At 64.6% G+C, this 23,807-nt stretch carries 20 protein-coding genes; 13 read left to right on the top strand and 7 right to left on the bottom strand.

What is annotated here, in order from left to right; translation table 11 throughout:
* Nucleotides 1-226: 226 nt before the first annotated feature.
* The 4 genes from uvrD to ACZ0AV_RS14760 all read left to right on the top strand — a co-directional run bounded on the left by uvrD (nt 227) and on the right by ACZ0AV_RS14760 (nt 5,568).
* The gene (gene uvrD / locus ACZ0AV_RS14775; RefSeq protein WP_499151728.1) at nt 227-2,428 is read left to right on the top strand and encodes a DNA helicase II; all 2,202 of its coding nucleotides are present in this window, start codon (nt 227-229) and stop codon (nt 2,426-2,428) included.
* 266 nt (nt 2,429-2,694) lie between these two features.
* Nucleotides 2,695-3,792 carry a TRAP transporter substrate-binding protein gene (locus ACZ0AV_RS14770; protein WP_499151727.1) on the top strand — a complete coding sequence of 366 codons (1,098 nt, stop codon included), beginning with the start codon at nt 2,695-2,697 and terminating at the stop codon, nt 3,790-3,792.
* Between the two features lie 245 nt (nt 3,793-4,037).
* Nucleotides 4,038-4,895 carry a Tim44 domain-containing protein gene (locus tag ACZ0AV_RS14765; RefSeq protein WP_499151726.1) on the top strand — a complete coding sequence of 286 codons (858 nt, stop codon included), beginning with the start codon at nt 4,038-4,040 and terminating at the stop codon, nt 4,893-4,895.
* Nucleotides 4,896-5,160: 265 nt separating this feature from the next.
* Nucleotides 5,161-5,568: an SMI1/KNR4 family protein gene (locus tag ACZ0AV_RS14760; RefSeq protein ID WP_070884769.1), complete on the top strand. Its 408-nt coding sequence runs from the start codon at nt 5,161-5,163 to the stop codon at nt 5,566-5,568.
* A 90-nt stretch (nt 5,569-5,658) separates the two neighbouring features.
* On the opposite strand, the gene ACZ0AV_RS14755 is transcribed toward ACZ0AV_RS14760, so the two are convergent.
* The gene (locus tag ACZ0AV_RS14755; RefSeq protein ID WP_499151725.1) at nt 5,659-7,422 is read right to left on the bottom strand and encodes a cation:proton antiporter; all 1,764 of its coding nucleotides are present in this window, start codon (nt 7,420-7,422) and stop codon (nt 5,659-5,661) included.
* A gap of 305 nt (nt 7,423-7,727) precedes the next feature.
* Here ACZ0AV_RS14755 and ACZ0AV_RS14750 point away from each other — a divergent pair, with 305 nt between their 5' ends.
* Together ACZ0AV_RS14750 and ACZ0AV_RS14745 are read left to right on the top strand one after the other, a co-directional pair.
* Entirely contained in the window at nt 7,728-9,122 is a 1,395-nt protein-coding gene (locus ACZ0AV_RS14750; protein ID WP_499151724.1) for an aspartate aminotransferase family protein, read from the top strand.
* 72 nt (nt 9,123-9,194) lie between these two features.
* Entirely contained in the window at nt 9,195-10,562 is a 1,368-nt protein-coding gene (locus tag ACZ0AV_RS14745; RefSeq protein WP_499151723.1) for a glutamine synthetase family protein, read from the top strand.
* A gap of 61 nt (nt 10,563-10,623) precedes the next feature.
* On the opposite strand, the gene ACZ0AV_RS14740 is transcribed toward ACZ0AV_RS14745, so the two are convergent.
* The gene (locus ACZ0AV_RS14740) at nt 10,624-11,358 is read right to left on the bottom strand and encodes a tetratricopeptide repeat protein (protein WP_499151722.1); all 735 of its coding nucleotides are present in this window, start codon (nt 11,356-11,358) and stop codon (nt 10,624-10,626) included.
* A gap of 305 nt (nt 11,359-11,663) precedes the next feature.
* Here ACZ0AV_RS14740 and ACZ0AV_RS14735 point away from each other — a divergent pair, with 305 nt between their 5' ends.
* From ACZ0AV_RS14735 to ACZ0AV_RS14710, 6 genes are all read left to right on the top strand, one after another.
* A complete protein-coding gene (locus ACZ0AV_RS14735) occupies nt 11,664-12,167 on the top strand; it encodes an acyl-CoA thioesterase (protein WP_499151721.1) in 504 nt (167 codons plus the stop codon).
* A gap of 162 nt (nt 12,168-12,329) precedes the next feature.
* On the top strand, nt 12,330-14,024 hold the full coding sequence (gene ybaL, locus ACZ0AV_RS14730; protein WP_499151720.1) for a YbaL family putative K(+) efflux transporter: 1,695 nt from the start codon (nt 12,330-12,332) through the stop codon (nt 14,022-14,024).
* 143 nt (nt 14,025-14,167) lie between these two features.
* Entirely contained in the window at nt 14,168-14,602 is a 435-nt protein-coding gene (locus tag ACZ0AV_RS14725) for a DUF3301 domain-containing protein (RefSeq protein WP_499151719.1), read from the top strand.
* 59 nt (nt 14,603-14,661) lie between these two features.
* A complete protein-coding gene (locus tag ACZ0AV_RS14720) occupies nt 14,662-16,425 on the top strand; it encodes a sensor histidine kinase (RefSeq protein ID WP_499151718.1) in 1,764 nt (587 codons plus the stop codon).
* Nucleotides 16,422-17,771 carry a sigma-54-dependent transcriptional regulator gene (locus ACZ0AV_RS14715; protein ID WP_499151717.1) on the top strand — a complete coding sequence of 450 codons (1,350 nt, stop codon included), beginning with the start codon at nt 16,422-16,424 and terminating at the stop codon, nt 17,769-17,771. Before ACZ0AV_RS14720 ends, ACZ0AV_RS14715 begins: the two co-directional genes overlap by 4 nt.
* Before the next feature lie 184 nt (nt 17,772-17,955).
* Entirely contained in the window at nt 17,956-19,260 is a 1,305-nt protein-coding gene (locus tag ACZ0AV_RS14710) for an MFS transporter (protein WP_499151716.1), read from the top strand.
* A gap of 284 nt (nt 19,261-19,544) precedes the next feature.
* On the opposite strand, the gene ACZ0AV_RS14705 is transcribed toward ACZ0AV_RS14710, so the two are convergent.
* Together ACZ0AV_RS14705 and ACZ0AV_RS14700 are read right to left on the bottom strand one after the other, a co-directional pair.
* Nucleotides 19,545-19,673 (bottom strand): hypothetical protein, encoded by a 129-nt coding sequence (locus ACZ0AV_RS14705; RefSeq protein WP_499151715.1) that lies wholly within the window; start codon nt 19,671-19,673, stop codon nt 19,545-19,547.
* Between the two features lie 93 nt (nt 19,674-19,766).
* Nucleotides 19,767-20,723, bottom strand: coding sequence for a CobW family GTP-binding protein (locus ACZ0AV_RS14700; protein WP_499151714.1), 957 nt, complete (start codon nt 20,721-20,723; stop codon nt 19,767-19,769).
* A 99-nt stretch (nt 20,724-20,822) separates the two neighbouring features.
* Between ACZ0AV_RS14700 and ACZ0AV_RS14695 the strand changes: the two genes are divergently transcribed.
* Nucleotides 20,823-21,176 (top strand): NADH:ubiquinone oxidoreductase, encoded by a 354-nt coding sequence (locus tag ACZ0AV_RS14695; RefSeq protein WP_499151713.1) that lies wholly within the window; start codon nt 20,823-20,825, stop codon nt 21,174-21,176.
* Between the two features lie 302 nt (nt 21,177-21,478).
* Here the strand turns inward: ACZ0AV_RS14695 and ACZ0AV_RS14690 are convergent, their stop codons facing one another.
* From ACZ0AV_RS14690 to dksA, 3 genes are read right to left on the bottom strand one after another with little or no spacing between them, the layout of a single operon-like run.
* Nucleotides 21,479-22,123 (bottom strand): DUF1826 domain-containing protein, encoded by a 645-nt coding sequence (locus ACZ0AV_RS14690; protein WP_499151712.1) that lies wholly within the window; start codon nt 22,121-22,123, stop codon nt 21,479-21,481.
* Nucleotides 22,123-23,325: a zinc metallochaperone GTPase ZigA gene (zigA, locus tag ACZ0AV_RS14685; protein WP_499151711.1), complete on the bottom strand. Its 1,203-nt coding sequence runs from the start codon at nt 23,323-23,325 to the stop codon at nt 22,123-22,125. The genes ACZ0AV_RS14690 and zigA overlap by 1 nt, the downstream gene beginning before the upstream one ends.
* A gap of 20 nt (nt 23,326-23,345) precedes the next feature.
* Complete coding sequence (gene dksA, locus ACZ0AV_RS14680) at nt 23,346-23,756, bottom strand: RNA polymerase-binding protein DksA (RefSeq protein ID WP_499151710.1); 411 nt, start codon at nt 23,754-23,756, stop codon at nt 23,346-23,348.
* Nucleotides 23,757-23,807: the final 51 nt, after the last annotated feature.

Here is a 23,807-nt window from a genome sequence, read left to right as displayed (position 1 = left end):
TTCTTATGGCACTTTTATGGCAAAAAGCTGGCACTTTGCTTGCTCCAGCAACGGCTACAAGAAATGTTCAGCGCCCACCGACGAATCACTTCACAACAGCTTGGAACGCCCGACCGAAGCCCAGGCGCACAAGTTAAACCCGTAACCTCCCTAACCGGCCGACAGCTGGGTCACGTCGCCGTCAGCAGCGTTTGCCCAACCTGCGCCAGCCACCTAGAATGCCGCGATGCAAAATGACCTCGATCAGCGACTCACTTCCCTTAATCCAGCCCAGCACCATGCGGTCACCACGCCGCCTGGTCACCAGTTGGTGCTGGCCGGTGCCGGCTCCGGCAAGACCCGCGTGCTGGTGCACCGCATCGCCTTTCTGATCCAGCGCCTGGACGTCTCGCCGCACAGCATTCTGTCGGTGACCTTCACCAACAAGGCGGCGGCCGAGATGCGTCATCGCATCGAAGACGTACTCGGGCAGAGCCCGGCTGGCATGTGGGTGGGCACCTTTCACGGCCTGGCGCACCGCCTGCTGCGCGCGCACTGGCGCGAGGCCAATCTGGCCGAGAACTTCCAGATTCTCGACTCCGACGACCAGCAGCGGCTGGTCAAGCGGGTGATTCGCGAGCTGGGCCTGGATGAGCAGCGCTGGCCGGCCAAACAGGCGCAGTGGTTCATCAACGGGCAGAAGGACGAAGGCGTGCGCCCGGCCGGCATCCAGGCCAGCGGCGATCTGTTCCTGGCGACCATGCGCAGCATCTACGAAGCCTACGAGGCCGCCTGTGCGCGTGCCGGGGTCATCGATTTCGCCGAGCTGCTGCTGCGCGCCCTCGACCTGTGGCGCAACAATGCCGGCCTGCTGGAGCACTATCAGCGCCGCTTCCGGCACATTCTGGTGGACGAATTCCAGGACACCAACGCCGTGCAGTACGCCTGGCTGCGCTTTCTTGCCAAGGGCGGCGAAAGCCTCATGGTGGTGGGCGACGACGACCAGTCGATCTACGGCTGGCGTGGCGCGAAGATCGAGAACATCCAGCAGTTCGACAGCGACTTCGCCGATGCGGAGATCATTCGTCTGGAGCAGAACTACCGCTCCACGGCGAACATCCTCAATGCCGCCAACGCGCTGATCGCCAACAACCAGGGGCGCCTGGGCAAGGAACTGCGCACCGATGTCGGCGATGGTGAGCTGATCAGCCTGTACGCCGCCTTCAACGAGCACGACGAAGCGCGCTACGTGGTGGAAACCATCGAGGATGCGCTGCGCAAGGACGGCCTCAAGCGCAGCGAAATCGCCATTCTGTATCGCTCCAACGCCCAGTCGCGGGTGCTGGAAGAAGCGCTGCTGCGCGAGAAGATTCCCTACCGCATCTACGGCGGCCAGCGCTTCTTCGAGCGTGCCGAGATCAAGAACGCCATGGCCTACCTGCGCCTGATCCACCAGCGCGGCAACGACGCGGCGCTGGAGCGGGTGATCAACGTGCCGGCACGCGGCATTGGCGAGAAGACGGTGGAAACCCTGCGCCAGTTCGCCCGGGCCAACGAGCTGTCGATGTGGGCGGCGCTGCACGAAGCGGTCGGCACCAAGGTCGTCAGTGGGCGTGCCGCCAGCGCTCTGAATGCCTTCGTCGAGCTGGTCGACACGCTGGCCCTGAAGGTCGAAGGCATGCAGTTGCACAACATGGCGCAGCTGGTCATCGAGCAGTCCGGCCTGCTGGCCTATCACCGCGACGAAAAGGGCGAGAAGGCCCAGGCTCGGGTGGAAAACCTCGAGGAACTGGTGTCCGCCGCACGCGCCTTCGACTCCTACGAAGGCGAAGACGGTGACGAAGAGCAGACGCCGCTGGCGGCGTTTCTCGGCCACGCCTCGCTGGAGGCCGGCGACACCCAGGCCGCCGAGAACGAAGACAGCATCCAGCTGATGACCCTGCACAGCGCCAAGGGCCTCGAATTTCCGCGGGTGTTCCTGGTGGGCATGGAAGAAGGCCTGTTCCCCCACAAGATGAGCCTGGAAGAGCCCGGCCGCCTGGAAGAGGAACGCCGCCTGGCTTATGTCGGTATCACCCGCGCCATGCACAACCTGGTGATCAGCTACGCGGAAACTCGCCGCCTGTATGGCAACGAGACCTACAACAAGGTGTCGCGTTTCGTACGCGAGGTGCCGCCGCATCTGCTGCAGGAAGTGCGCCTGTCGAACAGCGTCAGCCGGCCCTACGGCAGTGGCAATCGCAGCATGAGTGGCAGCAGCCTGTTCGCCGGCAGCGCCGTACCGGACACCCCCTTCAACCTCGGCCAGCGCGTGCAACACTCGCTGTTCGGCGAAGGCACCATCCTCAATTTCGAAGGCTCGGGCCCACAGGCACGGGTGCAGGTGAATTTCGAGAGTGAGGGCAGCAAGTGGCTGATGCTGGCCTACGCCAAGCTCGAGGCTATCTAAGGAGTCAGCGCAAAGACAGCTGCGCGTCGGCCCTGCTGCGTTGAAATCAGGCTCGGAAAGCCGCTTGCGGCTAACGCACTTTAGTGCGGCCCGAACGGGCGAGCGAAGCGAGTAATGCTCATGTACAACAGTACACTCCGCTTCCTCGCCTGATTTCGCCTTGCATGGCTCTAGCTCGCAAGCCTTTGAGAAGACTCACTGAAATTCGTGGCGCAAATCTTTTAATAAAAACGGGCACGCTGCTCGACACCTCAAGGGAGAACACCATGAACCGCCGCAATCTGTTCGGCGCCGCTGTGGCGCTGCTCGCCGCCATCGGCCTGGCCGGCTGCAAGGAAGAAACACCTGCAGCCCAACAAAGCGCCCCGGCTGCAAAAGCCGAAACCTTCCACTGGAAGATGGTCACGTCCTGGCCGAAGAACTACCCGGGCCTGGGCACCGCTGCCGAACGCCTGGCGGAACGCATCAACGCCATGAGCGCCGGGCGCCTGACCGTCAAGGTCTACGCCGCCGGCGAGCTGGTTCCGGCGCTGGAAGTGTTCGATGCCGTGTCCCGTGGTACTGCCGAAATGGGCCATGGCACGCCGTATTACTGGAAGGGCAAGGTGCCGGCTGCTCAGTTCTTCTCCTCGGTACCGTTCGGCCTGTCGACCCTGGAAATGAACGCCTGGCTGAGCAAGGGTGGCGGTCAGGCCCTGTGGGACGAAACCTACGCTCCGTATGGCGTGAAGCCGCTGTCGGCGGGTAACACCACCATGCAGATGGGGGGTTGGTACAACAAGGAGATCAACTCGCTGGAGGACATCAAGGGCCTGAAGATCCGCATGCCCGGCCTGGGGGGTGAAGTCTGGACCAAACTCGGCGCGATCACCGTAAACCTGCCCGGCGGTGAGATCTTCACTTCCCTGCAAACCCGCGTGATCGATGCCACCGACTGGGTCAGTCCCTACAATGACCTGGCCTTCGGCCTGCACAAGGCAGCCAAGTACTACTACTTCCCGGGCTGGCAGGAGCCCCAGGCGGTCGTCGAGTCGATGGTCAACCAGAAGGCGTTCGACAGCCTGCCGGCCGACCTGCAGGCCATCGTGGTGGAAGCGGCCCGCGCCGCGACCCTGGACATGATGGACGACTACGTTTTCCACAACGCCCAGTCGCTGGCCCAGCTGAAGGAACAGGGCGTGCCGATCAAGCGCTTCCCTGACGATGTGCTCAACGCCATGAAGCGCGAATCGCAGGTGGTGCTCGAAGAACTCGCGGGCCAGAACGACCTGAACGGCCGCATCTGGAAGTCGATGAAGACCTTCCAGGATCAGGTCACGCCGATGAGCGCGGTGACCGAGCAGCAGTTGTACAACTGGCGCTGAGCTGCCAGAGCAGCGGCCCGGCGACCTGAACAGGGCGCTGGGCCGCCACCACTCGGACGTGTCATGCGCTGATGCCGCCATTGCGATGGAACCTGTGGGTTGCCTTTCGCGTCCACCCTTATGATTGCCCGACGCGCTGCCAAGCGCTGCGCTGGGCAAAAGCTCGAAACATTCTGTTGCTGGTCATGTCGGCCAGCCACGGGCAAGATGCCGTCAGTGTTTCAACAACCAAGAGAAAACCGATAATGCAGCGTTTCCTCAGCATCGCCCTGGTAATTTGCCTGGGCCTGTCCTTCAGTTTGACTGCCGACGCCAAGCGTATGGGCGGCGGCAAATCTTTTGGCTCCGCGCCGAGTCACCAGACTCGCCAGGCCACGCCACCTTCGCAACCTAACGCCAATGCTGCTGCGCCAGGCCGTACCCCGGCTGCTGCCAGCGGTGCGTCGCGCTGGCTCGGCCCGCTCGCCGGCCTGGCCGCTGGTGGCCTGCTGGCTTCGATGTTCATGGGTGACGGCTTCGAAGGCCTGCAAATCATGGACATGCTGATCTTCGGCCTGATCGCCTTCCTGCTGTTCCGCTTCCTGGCCGCTCGTCGCCAGAAGCAGCAGCCGAATGTTGCTGCTGCCGGTGGTGCTCCGTTCCAGCGTGAGGCCCACGGCCAGCCGCAGCCGGCTCAGCCGTCGATCTTCGGTGGCAGCAGTGCCGCGGCGATCAAGCCGGTGATCAACGCTCCGGCCTGGTTCAACGAGCAGAGCTTCATCAACGCGGGTCGTGAGCACTTCCTGAGCCTGCAACAGCACTGGGACGCGAACGAGATGGACAAGATCGCCGAGTTCGTGACCCCGCAGCTGCTTGAGTTCCTCAAGCGCGAGCGCGCCGATCTGGGTGACGGCTTCCAGTCCACCTATATCGACAACCTCGATGTGCAGCTGGACGGCGTCGACGATCATGCAGACAAGACCATCGCCACCCTGACCTTCAGCGGCGTGTCGAAGACCTCGCGCTTCGACCAGGGTGAAGTCTTCAGCGAAAGCTGGCGCCTGGAGCGTGCGGTTGGTGACAACCAGCCTTGGCTGGTCGCCGGTATCCGCCAGAACGGCTGATCCCACGCGTGACGAAAAAACCCGGGCTTGCCCGGGTTTTTGTTTTTCCGGCCGGCGCCGGGTCCGGCATTCGGCGCCACACCGGTCGAGCACGCCCATCGGACGGATATGGCATTTGGCCTTTTTCCGACTTGTGAGTATTTTCCATTCAGCGTAAAACGCTGCGTTATTACAGGAATAATCCAAACAGACGACGGCTGACCGAGCGCTCGTCTGTCTTGTGCATCCTGATCACCGGAATCACCGACCGCTGCTGGAGCCGCCTGTGGAAGAAGTCATCGAACAACTGCGTGAACTGAACGAGCCCGTGCCGGTACCACTCGAGCTGCCGGATGAAGAGCTGCTGGTGGAGATCGAGGAACAGATCCTCATCAACCTGCCGTTCGAGCTGCGCGAATTCCTGCTCAAGGTCAGCGACGTGGTCTACGGCCGCCTGGAGCCGGTGACCGTTACCGACCCGCAATCGCATACCTACCTGCCGGAAGTGGCTTCGGTGGCCTGGTCGCTGGGCGTGCCGCGCGAGCTGGTGCCGATCTGCGAAGACCAGGGCAACTACTACTGCGTCGAGCAGGACGGCACCGTGTTGCTGTGGGATGGTGAAGAGGAAGACCTGACCGACGACAGCTGGGATTCGGTGTGGCACTGGGTTCGCGAAGTCTGGCTGGAGGAGTAATCCCGGACGCTTGTCGGCCGCGGCATCGCTCCGTTCACCATCAGGCTACAGCCACTAATGACAAGGGCGCCTCTCGGCGCCCTTGTCATTTCAGTGATGCCCCGGTGTATCGGGCTTGTCGAGCGTTTCGAACAGGGCGATCTGCAGGCGCGTGTGCACACGGATGAACCAGCGCCACAGCACGGCCACCACCCCGGCAGCCACTACGCCAACCAGCATCAGCATGTCGTTGGACGGCAGGATGCTCGACGACAGCGCCGTCAGCAGCAGCATGATGCCGACCAGCGACAGCAGCGGAATCACCTCGGAAATCACCTTGCGTACCCGCGCCGTATGCCGGCCGGCCTTTTCCTGGCGCACGCCCATCTCGGCGAGCAGCATGGAGAGTGCCTTTATCTTGCGATACGCGGCGATCAGGCACGGCAGCGACAGGATCAGGGCCGCGCCCCAGACCACCGCCTTGCGCAGGTTTTCCTGGGCCAGCCACTCGGACAGCCAGGTACCGATCTGCGTGGCGAAGAAGGCGATGCCCAGGAAGATCGCCACCACGAAGGCCAGGTTGACCAGCACCTGCAGGACGATCTTGCGGATCATCCCGGCCAGTATGGCGCCCTGGCCTTGGGGCTGGATGCTGCGCAGCCACTCGCCGTACAGCGAAAACACCCGTGAAATACGCTGCGGCATGGCGTTGCCCAGGCTCACTGCCAGAGGGTCCGCGGCGCGGATCAGGTACGGTGTGGTCAGGGTGGTGATCACCGACACGGCCACCGCAACCGGGTAGAGGAAATCGCTGGTCACCTGCAGGGTCATGCCCAGGGTAGCGATGATGAAGGAGAACTCGCCAATCTGTGACAGGCCCATGCCGACGCGCAGCGAGGTGCGCCCGTCGTTGCCGGCGATGAACGAGCCGATGCTGCAGGAGAACACCTTGCCGACGATCACCGCCACGGTGATCACGGCGATCGGCCAGGCGTATTCGACCAGCACGTGGGGGTCGAGCAACAGGCCGATGGCGACGAAGAAAATCGCGCTGAACATGTCCCGCACCGGCTCGACCAGGCGTTCGATCTGCGCCAGCTGGCGCGATTCGGCCATGATCGCACCGATCAGGAAGGCGCCGAGCACCATGCTGTACTCCAGCTTGACCACCAGCAGGCAGAAGCCGAAGCACATGCCCAGCACCGCGACCAGGAGCATCTCGTTGCTTTCGAACCTGGCCACGTAGGCGAGGATGCGTGGCACCAGAATGATGCCGATGACCAGGGCGACGATCATGAACAGCGACAGCTTGCCAACGGTGGCGAACACCTCGCCGGTTTCCACGCTGCCGCTCAGGGCGATGCCGGAAAGCAGCGCGATGATGCCGATGCCAAGGATGTCCTCGACGATCAGCACGCCAAAGATCAGCTGCGCGAAGCGCTCGTTCTTCATCTTCAGGTCGCCGAGCGCCTTGATGATGATGGTGGTCGAGGAAATCGCCAGGATCGCGCCGAGGAACAGCGAATCCATGGTGCTCCAGCCGAAGTAGCGGCCGATCTCGAAACCGATCCAGATCATCAGGATGATTTCCAGAAACGCCGCGATAAAGGCCGTCGCCCCGACGTTGAACAGCTTGCGCAGGCTGAATTCCAGGCCCAGGCAGAACATCAGGAAGATCACCCCCAGCTCGGCCAGGGTACGGATGGTTTCTTCATCGTGGATCAGGCCGAACGGCGGGGTGTGCGGGCCAATCAGGAAACCGGCGAGGATGTAACCGAGCACCACCGGCTGCTTGAAGCGGTGGAACAGCACGGTGACCATACCGGCCACCAGCATGATCACCGCAAGATCCTGGATGAAGCTGATGGCATGCATGGTCAGATTGCTCCTTTTTTAAGCAGACAGGCACGCACTCGGGCGGCTGCTCGATGGCTCACGGGAGCCGGACGAAAGAGGGGAATTGGCCAACTGCCGGGCCACATTGGCCGCAGGTTAACACCCACCAACAAGTGCCGCGATATGGCAATATTCAGAAACATTCAACCGCATACGCCTCGTACGGCGTCTGCAAAGGACTCGCCGAAAGACGCCCCGGGCCGTTTCCAGGTCACTCGTTTCCGTCCGCCTTCACATGACGGCCGGGGCCTCGATCACCGCCCACACCTGTAGAGGATCCGTCCATGACTGCCAGCGGCATTTCCGATTCCGCCATAGCCGTGTTCAACCAGCGCGAACGGCAGCGATTCAGCGAGCGCAATCCGCAGTCACTGGCGTTGGCCGAGCGCGCCCGGCATTCCTTGTACGGCGGCGTGCCGATGCACTGGATGAGCGACTGGTCGACGCCCTCTCCGCTGTTCGTCAGCCACGCCAAGGGCTCGCGCTTCCACGATGTCGACGGCCATGAATATGTCGACTTCTGCCTGGGCGACACCGGCAGCATGTTCGGGCACTCTCCCGAGCCCATTGCCCGCGCCATCGTCGAGCAGGCGAACAATGGACTGACCACCATGTTGCCGGGCGAGGATGCCGTGGTGGCTGGCGAACTGCTCGCCGAGCGATTCGGCCTGCCCTTCTGGCAGGTGGCGACCACCGCAACCGATGCCAACCGCTTCGTGATTCGCTGGGCGCGGGCGATCACTGGGCGCAAAGTGCTGCTGGTATTCGACGGCTGCTACCACGGCACCGTCGACGATGTGATGGTGCGCTACCAGGACGGCCGAACCGTACACCGCGGCGGGCTGCTCGGCCAGGCGCGCAACCTCGCCAAGACCAGCCGTGCCGTGCCCTTCAACGACCTTGCTGCCCTGGAGGCGGCACTGGCGCAGAACGACGTGGCCGCCGTGCTGTGCGAACCGGCGATGACCAATATCGGCATGGTCCTGCCGGCCCCCGGCTACATGGAGCGCCTGCGCGAGCTGACGCGCCGATACGGCAGCCTGTTGATCATCGACGAAACCCATACCATCTCCACCGGGCCCGGCGGTTGTACCCGGGCCTGGGACCTGCAGCCGGATTTCATCACCCTGGGTAAACCCATCGCCGGCGGAGTGCCCTGTTCGGTGTACGGTTGCAGCCACGAGATGGCCCAGGCCATGCGCCTGGCCCAGCAGCGTGCCAGCGAGACCAGCAGCGGCCACGGGCACAGTGGCATGGGTACCACGCTGTCAGCCAATGCCCTGGCCATGCACTGCATGCGCGCCAACCTGGAGCAGGTGATGACCCCGGCGGCCTACGCCCACATGCTGCCCCTGGCGCAACGACTGGCGGCCGGCTTGCGGCGCATCATCAGCGAGCGCGGCCTGGCCTGGTCGGTCACCGAGCTCGGCGCGCGCAGCGAATTCCAGTTCTGCGCCACGCCGCCATCGAACGGCGCAGAGGCCGAGGCAGCCTTCCACGACCGCTTGCAGATGGCCCTGCACCTGTACCTGATCAACCGTGGCATCCTGATCACGCCGTTCCACAACATGACCCTCTGCTGCCCGGACACCAGCGCCGAGGATGTCGATCGCCTGATCGGTACGCTGGCCCAGGGGCTGGACGAGCTGCTCGCCATACCGGGCGCGCGACTCGCCTAGCAGAGCGCCGGGCTCTAGCTGGCCGGCGTGAAAATACGCTCTAATCGAGGTATCCCCACAGAGCGATCGACCATGCAATTCGCCGACATCCAGGAAGCCGAAACCTTTCTCGCCGCCAACCCGCAGGTGCGCAGCATCGAGCTGTTCCTCATCGATGCCAACGGCGTGCCGCGCGGCAAGCTGCTGCACCGCGAGGAGCTGCTGGCCATGTACCGCAACGGCCGGCCGCTGCCGAGCACCATCCTCGGCCTGACCATCAACGGCGACGATGTGGAGGACACCGGCCTGGTCTGGGAGGTGGGCGATGCCGATTGCTGGACCTACCCGCTGCCAGGCAGCCTCACCCTGCAACCCTGGCGTAGCCACCCCACGGGCCAGGTGCAGGTAAGCATGCATCCGGTACAGGGCCTGCCGGCGGCGCCAGCCGATCCGCGCCACGTGCTGATTCGCTGCATCGATGCGCTCAAGGCCGACGGCCTGCATCCGGTGATGGCGGTAGAGCTGGAGTTCTACCTGCTCGATCGCGAACGCGGCGAGCATGGCCGGCCACTGCCGGCGCGCCAGATGAATGGCCAACGCCCGCAGGCGACTCAGGTCTATGGCGTCTACGAACTCGAACAGTTGCAGCCGTTTCTCGATGACCTCTACGCCGCTTGCGAAGCCCAGGGACTACCGGCGCGCACGGCGATTTCCGAGTACGCGCCAGGGCAGGTCGAGATCACCCTTGAGCACCGTTTCGATGCGTTGCAGGCGATCGACGAAGGTGTGCGCTACAAGCGCCTGGTCAAGGGCGTCGCCAACCGTCATGGGCTGCAGGCCTGCTTCATGGCCAAGCCGTTCGGCGACCTGGCCGGGTGCGGCATGCACCTGCACGTCAGCCTGGCCGACGCCGAGGGCAACAACCTGATGGCTTCGCAGGACCCCCAGGGCACACCTCTGCTGCGCCACGCCATCGGCGGCATGATGGCCACCCTGCTCGACTCGCTGGCGCTGTTCTGCCCCAACGCCAACTCGTTTCGTCGTTTCCAGGCCAACAGTTACGCACCGTTGGCCAAGAGTTGGGGGGTGAACAACCGTACCGTGTCGTTTCGTGTCCCGGGCGGCCCGCCAGCCAGCCGGCATATCGAGCACCGCATCTGCGGCGCCGACGCCAATCCGTACGTGGCTGCAGCGGCAATCCTGGCCGCTATCCACCACGGGATCCGTCAGCAGCTCGACCCGGGAACGCCCATCGTCGGCAACGGCTATGCCCAGGCCACCGACGTGCTGCCCACCGATTGGCTTGGCGCCCTGCGCGCGCTGGAGCAATCGGTATGGGCGCACGAGGCCCTGGGCGCGGATTTCCTCAAGGTCTTCCTGGCGATCAAGCACACCGAATATCGCCAGTTCATGGCCGAGGTTGGCGAACAGGACTGGCGCTGGTTCCTCAATCAGGCCTGACCCCACACGGCAGTGCCAACTCGCCGCACAGCGCCAGCCAGCGCTGCGCGGCGTTGGTGCATCAACGCGCCTGCTGTTGGGGCGCCGTGCTGACCTTCAGGTAGCTGCCGGCCACGCTGATGCCGGCGCCGCCGTATTGCTGGCACTGCGGGTCGAAGACCTCCAGCACGCGAATATCCAGGCCCTCACGGAACAACTCGACCGCGCAGCCTTTGGGCAGGTCGGCGGCGGTCAGCTGGAAGTAGGCGTTCTTGCCCGCCAACAACCCCTGCAGCTCGCCAATGGCGGCCGGGCCGTAATCCTCGACCTTGGCACCGGCACGCAGCGGCGAGAACTGCGCGCGGTAACTGCCGTCCGGCTGGCGGCTGATGTCCAGGCTGCTCCACACCGCCGCCCCCGAATAACGCAGGTAGCGACCCTCGAGGCTGGCGCCCAGGGCCTGATAATTCACCGCTGCGGACACCGAGCGCAGGTTGTGCCGCGTGGCAGTGCCCTGCATGCCGGCGGCCAGCGCCAGGTTCAACCAGGCACGTGCCTGGCCCGGCTGCTCGAGGCGCAGGCTGGTGACCACCAGGTTGTTGAGCGCCAGCTCACGGGCGGCGCTGTCGCCGTCCTGTTGCTCGGCGCGCCGCAACTGGCGCTCGAAGGCCTCTGCAGCCTCTTGGTAACGTCCCGCCTGGTAGGCTGCGGTACCGGCCGCATTGCACAGGCTGACACTGTCGCAGGGCTGCGGCGCAGCCTGGGCAATACCGATCACGGCCGGCAACAGGGCGCAGGCCAGGGCGGTGCGTTTCATGGGGCTTCCTTGAGATCCGTGAATGACAGGGCTTTGGAGTGAAATGCCAGTGCATACATTGCAGCAATCGCGTACATAGACACAATCGACAGCCACTGCCGCGCAGACGGCAGACAATCCAGGCCGTGTGAAAACGTAGCGAGCGAAGGTCAGGCAAGGCAAAACCGGCGAAAAGCGCAGTTTACGGGTTGTAAATGAGCATTTTGACTGGGCTGGCATTCCAGCCTGTTTTTAACGCCGCATGACCGAGTGCAGTAGTTTTCACACAGCTGAATCGCGCCCCCTCAACCTGATGAGCGAAACACATGGAACCCGGAAACGCCCAACTGACGATGACCGTACTGATGACCCCGGACATGGCCAACTTCTCCGGCAATGTCCACGGTGGCACCCTGCTCAAGTATCTCGACGAAGTGGCCTATGCCTGCGCCAGCCGTTATGCCGGGCGCTACGTGGTGACCTTGTCGGTGGATCAGGTGACCTTTCGCGAGCCCGTCCATGTCGGCGAACTGGTGACTTTCCTGGCCTCGGTCAACTACACCGGTCGCACATCCATGGAAGTGGGCATCAAGGTGATCACCGAAAACATTCGCGAGCGCTCGGTGCGCCATACCAACAGCTGCTTCTTCACCATGGTCGCGGTCGATGAAAACGGCAAATCCACCGAAGTGCCGCCTCGTCAACCAGAGAGTCCAGAGGAGCAAAGACGTTTCGAGCAAGGGCGGCAGCGCCGCGAGATTCGCCAGGAGCTGGAAACCCGCTACCTTGCCCTGAAGGCTGCGCATGACGCGGCCCACGGCGCGCCATGAGGATTCCGACACATCCTGCACAAATACCATTTAGTTATAAGTAATATTTTGATATAAAATATCGGTCTTTGAAGCCGGCCAATCCGGCCTGACCGCTACGCTGTTCTGCGCTGTATCGCTGCAGTGCAGGCATGCCTGGCCCTCTGTTCATAGGGATACCGCATGCCTCACCACACCCCCTTGATTGCGACCATCGCCGCCGGTTTCGTGCTGGCCTACCTGTTCGGCAGCCTGGCCAACCGCCTGCGCCTGTCGCCACTGGTGGGCTACCTGCTCGCCGGGGTGATCGTCGGGCCGTTCACGCCCGGTTTCGTTGCCGACAAGGAACTTTCCCACGAAATTTCCGAGATCGGCGTGATCCTGCTGATGTTCGGCGTGGGGCTGCACTTCTCCCTCAAGGACCTGATGTCGGTCAAGCACATCGCCATTCCCGGCGCCGTGGTGCAGATCGCCGTGGCCACCCTGATGGGCATGGGCCTGGCCTGGGCCATGGGTTGGGGCTGGGGGGCCGGCCTGGTGTTCGGCCTGGCGCTGTCGGTGGCCAGTACCGTGGTGCTGCTGCGCGCCCTCGAAGAACGCCAGCTGATCGACAGCCGCCGCGGCAAGATCGCCGTCGGCTGGCTGATCGTCGAGGACCTGGTAATGGTCCTGGCCCTGGTGTTGTTGCCAGCGCTGTCCGGTGTGCTGGGGGGCATCCCCCAGGGCGACGGCTCCAGCAGCATCGGCATGCAGCTGCTGATTACCTTCGGCAAGGTTGCCGCCTTCATCGTACTGATGATCGTGGTCGGTCGCCGGGCCATCCCCTGGCTGCTGGAACGCAGCGCCGGCACTGGTTCCCGTGAGCTGTTCACTCTCGCCGTACTGGCCATCGCCATGGGCATCGCCTACGGCTCGGCGCAGCTGTTCGGCGTCTCCTTCGCCCTGGGCGCGTTCTTCGCCGGGATGATCCTCAACGAGTCGGAATACAGCCACAAGGCCGCCGAGGACTCGCTGCCGCTGCGCGACGCCTTCGCGGTGCTGTTCTTCGTGTCGGTGGGCATGCTGTTCAACCCGGCGATCCTGCTCGAGCAGCCGCTGCTCGTACTGGGCACCTTCCTGGTCATCGTGTTCGGCAAATCCGTGGCAGCGATGCTGATCGTGCTGGCGTTCCGCAAGCCGCTGAGCACCGCCCTGACCATCTCGGTGAGCCTGGCGCAGATCGGCGAGTTCTCGTTCATCCTCATCGGCCTGGGCATTGGCCTGAACCTGGTGCCGGAAGCCGGCCGCGACCTGGTGCTGGCCGGCGCGATCCTGTCGATCCTCTGCAACCCGCTGCTGTTTCTGCTCATCGACCGCCTGCAGCCCTGGCTGGATCGCCGCGAGCACACCACACCGGCCGGTCAGGTCAGCGTGGAAGACAGCGAAGACAACGACCTGCACCCGATCAGCGAAGTCGGCCACGCCATCCTCATCGGCCACGGCCGTGTCGGCAGCCGGATCAGCAAGCGCCTGCGCGGCGAAGGCGTGCCGCTGGTGATCATCGACGACAATCGCACTCGGGCCCAGGAGCTGCGCGAGGAAGGCTTCAGCGTGGTACTCGGCAACGCCGCCAGCACCCACGTGCTGGAGCTGGCCAATGTCGCCCAGGCCCGCTGGCTGATGATCGCCATCCCCAATAGCCTGGAAGCCGGGCAGATCGCCCTGCATGGGCGGCAGGCCAATGCCGGGCTGGACATCATCGCCCGCGCGCATTTCGACGATGAAGTCGACTACCTGCGCGAGCACAACGCCGACCTGGTGGTGATGGGCGAGCGGGAAATCGCCCGGGTGATGTTCGAGCGCCTGGGGCTGCAGGCACCGGCGCCGGTCGCCCAGTAAGGCGCACACGGCCATGGCCGGCCCGCAAGCGTTACGGCGCCCGCCTTGGCCCCGGGGAGCCCATCGAGGTTCGGCGACCCGGGGCGGCAACTGTCACCGTGGATCGGGTAAGCTGAGCGTCCTTCATCGCGAGTTTGTCTGCCATGCTGACCCTCGGCAACCTGCTGATCCTCATGTTGCTGGCCGCTGCCGCCACCTGGCTGTGGCACGGCCACGGCATCCGCGAACACGCCCTGAAACGGGTCAAGCAGCACTGCGCCAAGCTGGATATCGAACTGCTCGACGGCAACGTGGCGTTCCAGCGTTTCGGCCTCGTGCGTGACGGTCGCGGCAACCGCCGCTTCGCGCGGGTCTACGGCTTCGAATTCACCGTGACCGGCGAGCAACGTCACGCCGGGCGGATCGTGATGTTCGGGGCGCATCTCGGCACTATCGAGCTCGATCCCTACCCGTTCCGTGAGCCGGCCGCTGCCCTGCCACCAACGCCCGCACCTGGGCCGGCACCTGCCCAGCGGCCGTCCGGGCAAGTGATCGAGCTGCAACAATGGCGTCGCGACCACCCGCCTTCCGGGGACTGATGGGCCGGACCGGCGCTGTGCTATCGTCGCCTGCTCACCCGTCTGGCTGATCGGCATTCATGTCATCCCGCTCCCTGCGCATCGTCCTGCTGACCGCCCTGTTGCTCGCAGGCCTGTGCCTGGCGGTCTACCTGGCCGAACGCCAGGCCGAGCACCAGCGCCTCGCGCAGGCCGGGCAGCAGGCGCAGGAACAGCTGGCAGCCTACGCCGGTACGCTGCAGACGCTGATCGACCGCTACCGCGCGCTGCCCGCCGTGCTGGCGCTCGACCCGGAACTCGAGCAAGCCCTGCAGCAACCCCTCACGCCGATACTGCAACACCGCCTGAACCTCAAGCTGGAGGCGATCAACACGGCGGCCCATTCCTCGACGCTGCAGGTGATGAATGCCGATGGGCTAAGCATCGCGGCCAGCAACTGGCGCCTGCCGACCAGCTACGTGGGTCACGACTACAGTTTTCGCCCGTACTTCATCGAGGCGCGCAACCAGAACACCGGGCGTTTCTATGCGGTGGGCGTGACCAGCGGCATTCCCGGCTACTTCCTGTCCCACGCGGTTCGCGATGGCAGTGGGCGGTTTCTCGGCGCCGTGGTGGTCAAGCTGGAATTTCCCAGCATCGAGCAGGCATGGAGCCAGAGCCCGCACGTGCTGCTGGTCAGCGACCGGGAAGGCATCATCTTCATCGCCAACCGCCCGGCCTGGCGATACCGCGAGCTGCTGCCGCTTTCCGCTGCGTTGCGCGACACGCTCGCCGCCACGCGACAGTACGACAGGAAGCCCCTGGCGCCGCTGAGCTACCGCGAGCTGCGGGCCATCGATGACGCAGGCCGCCTGGTGCGCATCGACAGCCCCGGCCTTGCCGGTAACTACCTGTGGGAAAGCCGTGCCCTGGCAAGCGAGGGCTGGACCCTGCACCTGCTGCACGACACCCGCAGCGTCGCCAACACCACCCATGCCGCCAGCCTGGCTGCGGCCGGTGCCTGGCTGGCGCTGTTTCTGCTCGCTCTGGTGCTGCACCAGCGCTGGCGCATCGCCCGCCTGCGCCAGCGCACCAGCGAGGAGCTGCAGGCGCTGGTCGAGCAGCGCACCGCAGCCCTGCGTACCGCCCAGGACGGGCTGGTGCAGGCCGCCAAGCTGGCCGCCCTCGGACAGATGTCCGCGGCCCTGGCCCACGAGATCAACCAGCCACTGACCGCCCTGCAGGTGCACCTCGGAACCCTGCGCATGATCCTCGCCGACGGTGAACTGGAAGAGGCTCGCCAGTCCCTGGTGCGCCACGAGGAACTGCTGCAGCGCATGGCCGCCCTCGCCGGCCACTTGAAAACCTACGCCCGCAAGAGCCCCGGTGGCCTGCGCGAAACACTCGAACTGGGCGCCGTGCTCGACAAGGCGCTGCAACTGCTCGAGCCCCGTCTGCGTGATGTCCAGGTACAGATCCGCCGCATCCCGGAGCAACCGGCCTGGGTCGCCGGTGATGCGATTCGCCTGGAGCAGGTGCTGGTCAACCTGATTCGCAACGCCCTCGATGCGATGCAGGGCCATGCCGCGCCGCGCCTGGCGTTCAGCCTGCTGCTCATCGACAACCACTGGTTGCTGCATCTCGATGACAGCGGCCCGGGCATCAGTGCCGAGGCGCTGCCGCACCTGTTCGACCCGTTCTTCACCACCAAACCGGTGGGCGATGGCCTGGGCCTCGGCCTGGCGGTTTCCTATGCCATCGTCCGGGAGCTGGACGGCGACCTGCAGGCCGCCAACCGCCCCGAGGGTGGCGCACGCTTTACCCTGCGCCTGCCCGCTGCCTTCGCCCCACAGGAGTTCGCATGAAACCCCGCGTGATTTTCGTCGACGACGAGGCGCCGATCCGCGACGCCGTACGCCAATGGCTGGAGCGCTCCGGCTTCGAGGTGCACCTGTGCGCCAGCGCCCGGGAATGCCTGGACCTGCTACCCGATGATTTTCCCGGCGTGGTGATCAGTGACCTGCGCATGCCGGGCATGGACGGCATGGCGTTGCTGGAGCAGGTACAGGCGCGCGACGCCGAGCTGCCATTCCTGCTGGTGTCGGCCCACGGCGATGTGCCCCAGGCCGTGGAAGCCATGCGCCTGGGCGCCTATGACTTCATCGAGAAACCTTTCACCCCGGAGCGTCTGCTCGGCAGCCTGCGGCGCGCCCTGGAAAAGCGCCGGCTGACCCGGGAAAACCGCCAGCTGCGCCAGCAGGTCGAGCACAAGGATGAGCTGGCCGGCCGGCTGCTCGGCTTCTCCACTGCGATGGTTCAGCTGCGCCGCCAGGTGCTCGAGTTGGCGCATACGCCGGCCAATGTGCTGATGCGTGGCGAAACCGGCAGCGGCAAGGAACTGGTCGCCCGTTGCCTGCACGACTTTGGCCCCCGTGCCAACGGGCCCTTCGTGGCCCTCAACTGTGCGGCGATTCCGGAAAACCTCTTCGAGAGCGAACTGTTCGGCCACGAGAGCGGCGCCTTCACTGGCGCCCAGGGCAAGCGTATTGGCAAGATCGAACATGCCAATGGCGGCACCCTGTTTCTCGACGAGATCGAGAGCATGCCGCTGGGCCAGCAGGTCAAGCTGCTGCGCGTATTGCAGGAGCGCCAGCTGGAGCGGCTCGGCTCCAATCAGGTGATCACCCTCGATCTGCGCGTGGTGACGGCCACCAAGCCAGACCTGCATCAACGCGTGCGCGAGGGCACGTTCCGCCAGGACCTGCTGTACCGCCTCAACGTCGCCGAGCTGCAGTTGCCGGCGTTGCGCGAGCGCCGCGAGGACGTGCCATTGCTCTTCGAGCACCATGCCCGGCAGATCGCCGCACGCTTCGAGCGCCCGCTGCCGCCGGTCACCCCGGCGCTGCTTGCCCACTTGCTGGCCCATGACTGGCCAGGCAACGTGCGTGAGTTGGTGAATGCCGCCGAGCGCCACGTGCTGGCATTGTCCGGCTCCGCCAGCCAAACGGCCGCCGTGGACAATTCCCTCGCCGCGCGCATGGAAGCCTTCGAAGCACAGTGCCTGCGCGAAGCGCTGGCCAGCTGCCACGGCGACATGAAGCTGGTTACCGAACTGCTGCAACTGCCGCGCCGCACGTTGAACGAAAAGATGCAGCGCCACGGCCTGCTGCGCACCGACTTCCTCGACAGCGACGGCCCGGGCCCCGGCTGAACCGCCTGGCAAGATTCCGCTAGCCTGCGTACCACGCTGGCGGCTTTTTGCTAGGAACCCTCTCTCACATTTCGTCACAACGCCCACGGGGCGGGCCTTCCGGCTGCTGGCACAGCTCCTGCAATGGTCCAGCCAGCGCCCGCAACGGCGTACAAGAATAATGACGAAATAGAGGTTCCCCCTGATGGAAAGCACCAGCACGCTGTCTGCCTCCGCGCCAACGCGCACCACTCCCCAACGCATCAAATCGATTTTCAGCGGTTCGATCGGCAACCTGGTCGAATGGTACGACTGGTATGTCTATGCGGCCTTCTCGCTGTATTTCGCCAAGGCCTTCTTCCCCCAGGGCGACCTGACCGCCCAGTTGCTCAACACCGCTGCGATCTTCGCCGTGGGCTTTTTGATGCGCCCGATCGGCGGCTGGCTGATGGGCATCTATGCCGACCGCAAGGGCCGCAAGGCGGCGTTGATGGCCTCGGTACTGCTGATGTGCTTCGGCTCGCTGATCATCGCCCTGACCCCCAGTTACCAAACCATCGGCGTCGCCGCACCCGTGCTGCTGGTGGTCGCGCGCCTGCTGCAGGGCCTGTCGGTCGGTGGCGAATACGGCACATCGGCTACTTACCTGTCGGAGATGGCGACCAAGGAACGCCGCGGCTTCTTCTCCAGCTTCCAGTACGTGACACTGATCTCCGGCCAGCTCATCGCCCTGGCGGTGCTGATCGTGCTGCAGCAGACGCTGACCGTCGAACAGCTGGAAACCTGGGGCTGGCGCGTGCCGTTCGTGATCGGTGCGCTGTGCGCCGTGGTAGCCATGTACCTGCGCCGTGGCATGGAAGAAACCGACTCGTTCAAGAAGACCGAGGCGCCGAAGGAAAACATCATGCGCACGCTGATGCGCCATCCCAAGGAACTGCTCACCGTGGTTGGCCTGACCATGGGCGGTACCCTGGCCTTCTACACCTACACCACCTACATGCAGAAGTACCTGGTCAACACCGTGGGCATGAGCAAGAACGACTCGACCATGATCTCGGCGGCCACGCTGTTCCTGTTCATGCTGCTGCAGCCACTGGTCGGCGCATTGTCCGACAAGATCGGTCGGCGGCCGATCCTGATCGCTTTCGGGGTCCTGGGCACGCTGTTCACCTACCCGATCCTGACCACCCTGCACACCGTGCAGAGCTGGTGGGGCGCGTTTTTCCTGATCATGGCGGCGCTGATCATCGTCAGCGGCTACACCTCGATCAACGCGGTGGTGAAAGCCGAGCTGTTCCCCACCGAGATCCGCGCCCTGGGCGTGGGCCTGCCGTACGCGCTGACCGTGTCGATCTTCGGCGGCACCGCCGAGTACGTCGCACTGTGGTTCAAAAGCGTGGGCATGGAGAGCGGCTTCTACTGGTACGTGACCGGCTGCATCGCCTGTTCGCTGCTGGTGTACATCACCATGAAGGACACCCGCACCCACTCGCGCATCACCAGCGACTGACCCTGCCAGGCCGGGCGCCCTAAGCGGCGCCCCTCTTGGAGCCTGTTCACGATCTTTCGGCTCGACTTCAGCGCTTTGACTGTGAAGTGGCGAGAGCGGACTTTCGGTGATTCATTGTGGGAACGGGCCATGCCCGTGATTATTCGCGGGCATGGCCCGCTCCCACGGTCGCAGGGTGGACGACGCCTCACCTACGCGGCCCGACCTGTCCACCGCTCTGTGATCGCAATGGTGGATGAAAAGAGCGTCATCCACCCTACGTCTGCTTTTGCGCCAACAGGTTCTTACAGCCTGCAGGCCGCCATGCCGGCCTGCAGCGCCGCCTCGTCCTGGGCGCCGGCGAAGATCAATTCCAGTCGCGAATCCTTGCGCCACTCGCTGTTCTGCCAGTCGCAGGGTGGACGACGCCTCACCTACGCGGCCCGACCTGTCCACCGCTCTGTGATCGCAATGGTGGATGAAAAGAGCGTCATCCACCCTACGTCTGCTTTTGCGCCAACAGGTTCTTACAGCCTGCAGGCCGCCATGCCGGCCTGCAGCGCCGCCTCGTCCTGAGCACCGGCGAAGATCAATTCCAGTCGCGAATCCTTGCGCCACTCGCTGTTCTGCCAGTGCAGCGGCTGGCCATCCAGGGCATTGGCCGACAGCCAGCCGGCGCTGGTCTGCACCACCAGCTTGGCACGCCGCCAGGGCAGCATCGCCAGCCACTGCTGGATGGCCAGCAGGTCGAAACGCTGGCTGGGGTGCCAGCGCCAGCCGATGCTCCAGCCCTCGGGCTGATCCTGAACCAGACAGATCGGCTGTTCAGCGCTGCGCCAGACCATCGCTGCGGCCGCCGGCCCTTCTGGCAGCGCGCCGCGGCGCGTCGCTCCCGGCGTGCCGGTGGCCTGCGGCAAGCGGTCGAAGGGCAGCACACCCTGGCTGGTCCAGCACACCTCGGCGGGCAGGCTGCCGGCGATGCGCATGCGGGTGGCATCGTCGACATCCTCGCTCTTGTTCAGAACCAGCAGCCGCGCGTGGGTCAGCGCATCACGCTGACTGTCGGCGAGCGGCAAGCCACCGGCCAGTGCGGCGGCGTCGAGCACCATCAACAGCGGTTGCACCGCCAGCACGCCGTCCCAGGGCGCCGCGCCGAGCTGCTCCAGCAGGCTCAGCGGATGCCCGAGCCCGGAAGGTTCGATGAACAACCGGTCCGGCCGGGCCTTGCGCAGCAACCGACCCAGGCCGACCTGAAAGGGCACGCCATTGACGCAACACAGGCACCCACCCGCGACCTCGCTGAAACTCAGGCCCTCTTCGTCACGGGCCAGCAAGGCGGCGTCCAGACCGATCTGGCCGAATTCGTTGATCAGCACCGCCCAGCGCTCGTCCGCAGGCCGTTGCGTCAGCAACTGGCGGATCAGGCTGGTCTTGCCGGCGCCCAGGGGGCCGGCGATCAGGTGGGTGGGTATCTGTTTCAACATGGCGCTATGGTGCAGGTTTGGCGGCGGAGGGAAAAGCTCGGCTTGCGAGAACCTCGCCACAGCCCCTACAGTTCCGCATCATTTTCTGGAGTTGGATCGATGCGCCGTTTGCTGCCTCTCGCGTTGTGTAGTCTGTCCGGCCTGGCCTGGGGTGAAGCCTGTGTGGTGCACAGCCAGGCCGAGCGGCTGGACGTGAAGGTCTGCCAGCAGAACCGCAGCATTCCACCAAACCTGTTTCGCACCGGCTTCTGCCAGCCGCAGCTCAAGGGCCAGAAGGTCGACGTCAGCTTTGTCGAGCAATGCCCGGTCGGCGCCTTCGGTGTGTGCCGCAATGCCCGAGTCGGTGGCACGCCCTACCAGCAGGACATTCACTATTACGGCATGGCGCAGGATGCCACCTACCTGAAGCCGTTCTGTGAAAGCCAGAGCAAGGGCGTGTGGATGGCCTACTGAGAGCCTGTTCATAATCTTTCAGCCCAGGTTCGTCGAGTTTGGCAGCTAAGTGGCGCAAGCGGTCATTCCCCCTATCCTGTGGGAACGGGCCATGCCCGTGATTTTTCGCGGGCATGGCCCGCTCCCACAATGGACCAGCGACGGCTGCTAGCTGCCGCTTCTGCACATGCAGATCGTGAACAGGTTCTAAACCGTCACTCAATCGTCATCTCTTTCGGCGTTAATACACTCTCTCTTGGCTGCCGGACAGGCCCGGTGGCGATGTTGCTGCGCTCAGGCGCAGCATTTTTTTTGCCCGCCGTTCAGACCAGCCAGTCCAGCGTCAGTAGCAGGCGACGCTCACCGGCAGGCAAGGCGGGCGAGCGATGGATCAGGCCACGCCCCTCATTACCCACCCAGCGCTCGCCCTTGACCAGCGCTACGTGGCCACAACCGATCTGCTCGACCACCGCCCCCTCTCTGGGCAACGCCTGCTCTGCGCCCAACAGCTGGCGCGACAGCGCCCCTTCGCGCAGCCACTGGCTACCGGCGCCGGCATAGCTGGTGATCAGCCGCAGCGGCACGTGATCGACGTGAAAACGCGGGCACATGGCGCCATCCAGCGCGCGCAGGCGCAAGCCGATGCGCCGGGCATCGAGCAGGCAGGCGTAGGCGCGCACCAGCCAGGCCACGTCGGCGAGGAATGCTGCCTGGCCGGGCAGGTCGCTGTAGCCGCTCAGCAAACCGTGCAGCGCCGGCTCCGCATCCGTGTCGGCCACCTCGATGCTCAGCGACTCGGCCAGCGGCTCGCCCTGCGCCAGCAGGGTGCTGGCGAAGCCTGCGAGGTGCGCGGGCAGGCTGCGCTGCCAGACCGCCAGGTTGACATCATCACGCAAGGCCTCGCCGAGTATCTCGATGCGCTCGCCGCTGACCTGTAACGGTTGCGGCTGTGTTTTGCGTGCCAGCATCAGGCGGCCTCCTGCCAGGGTCCGAAGGGGTCGGGTAACCGTTGCCAGGCGTCGATGCCTGCGGCCATTTCGGCATCGCTGAGCAGACAGGCGTCCAACTCGGCATGCAGCCGGGCAAAGTCGATATGCTGGCCGATGAACACCAGCTCCTGGCGACAGTCGCCGCTGGTCTCATCCCATTGCCGCAGAATGCCCTTGAGGTCGTCGTCATCCTGGGGCCACTGGCTCTTGGGTACGAAGCGCCACCAGCGCCCGGCCAGGCCATGGCGCATCAGGCCGCCGGCCTGGGACCAGCTGCCGGCTTCCTGGTGCTTGCTGGCCAGCCAGAAAAACCCCTTGGAACGCAGCAGCCGGCCATTGACCCACTCGCGGTTGAGAAAATCGAAGAAGCGCTGCGGATGAAACGGCCGCCGCGCCCGATAGGCACTGGAGGCAATGCCGTACTCCTCGGTTTCCGGGGCGTGCTCGCCGCGCATTTCCTTCAGCCAGCCCGGCGACTCGGCCGCACGCTCGAAGTCGAACCGGCCGGTGTCGAGAATCGCCTGCAGCGGCACCGCGCCCATGCTCATTGGCAGAATCTCGGCGCGGGTATTGAGGCGTCGCAGGATGGCCGTCAGTTCGTCGCGCTCGGCCTGGCTGATCAGGTCGATCTTGCTGATCAACAGCACATCGGCAAATTCGATCTGCTCAATCAACAGGTCGCTGATCGAGCGCTCGTCTTCCTCGCCCAGGGTTTCGCCGCGGCTGGCCAGGCTCTCGGCGGCCTGAAAATCAGGCAGAAAATTCACCCCGTCGACCACCGTCACCAGGGTATCCAGGCGCGCCAGGTCGGCCAGGCTCTGGCCCTGCTCATCACGAAAGGTGAAGGTCTCGGCGATCGGCAGTGGTTCGGAAATACCGGTGGACTCGATCAGCAGGTAATCGAAACGACCCTCGCGAGCCAGCTTGCTGACTTCCTCGAGCAGGTCCTCGCGCAGGGTGCAGCAAATACAGCCGTTGCTCATCTCGACCAGTTTTTCGTCGGCGCGGTTGAGGCTGACGTCACGCTGCACCTCGCTGCCGTCGATATTGATTTCGCTCATGTCGTTGACGATCACCGCCACGCGCAGGCCGTCGCGGTTCTTCAACACATGGTTGAGCAGGGTGCTCTTGCCGGCGCCGAGAAAGCCGGACAACACGGTTACGGGGAGACGATTGGGCATCACGGTTTCCTCATCAGGGCTCAGGCATTGCCGGAGCGTTGGTGGCGTTCGCGCTGTTCTTCGCGCTCTTTCGCCTCGATACACAGGGTGGCGGTGGGCCGCAGCAGCAGGCGCCGCAGGCCGATCGGCTCAGCGGTTTCGCGGCACCAGCCATATTCGCCATGGGCCAGGCGCTCGAGGGCCTCATCAATCTTGTCGAGCAGCTTCTTTTCCCGTTCGAGCAGGCGCAGCTGCCACTGGCGCTGCTCTTCACGGCTGGCCATGTCGGCCTCGTCGGCGGGGCGATCCTGTTCGCGCAGCGCGCCGAACTCGTCGTCGATACGCTGCTGCAACTCGCCGCGCTGGCGCAGCAACAGGTCACGGAAGAAGCCCTGCTGGGCTTCGTTCATGTAGGCCGGGGGCGGCAGGGCAAGCAGTTCATCGGCGGTCATGGCGGGCTCACTGGGCTAACTATAATTGTTATAACATAACATTTAAAGCCA

It is taken from the genome of Pseudomonas sp. AC532 (genome assembly GCF_979258965.1).
The sequence above is the reverse complement of the archived record's forward strand: the minus strand, read 5'-3'. Positions and strand labels throughout refer to the sequence as shown.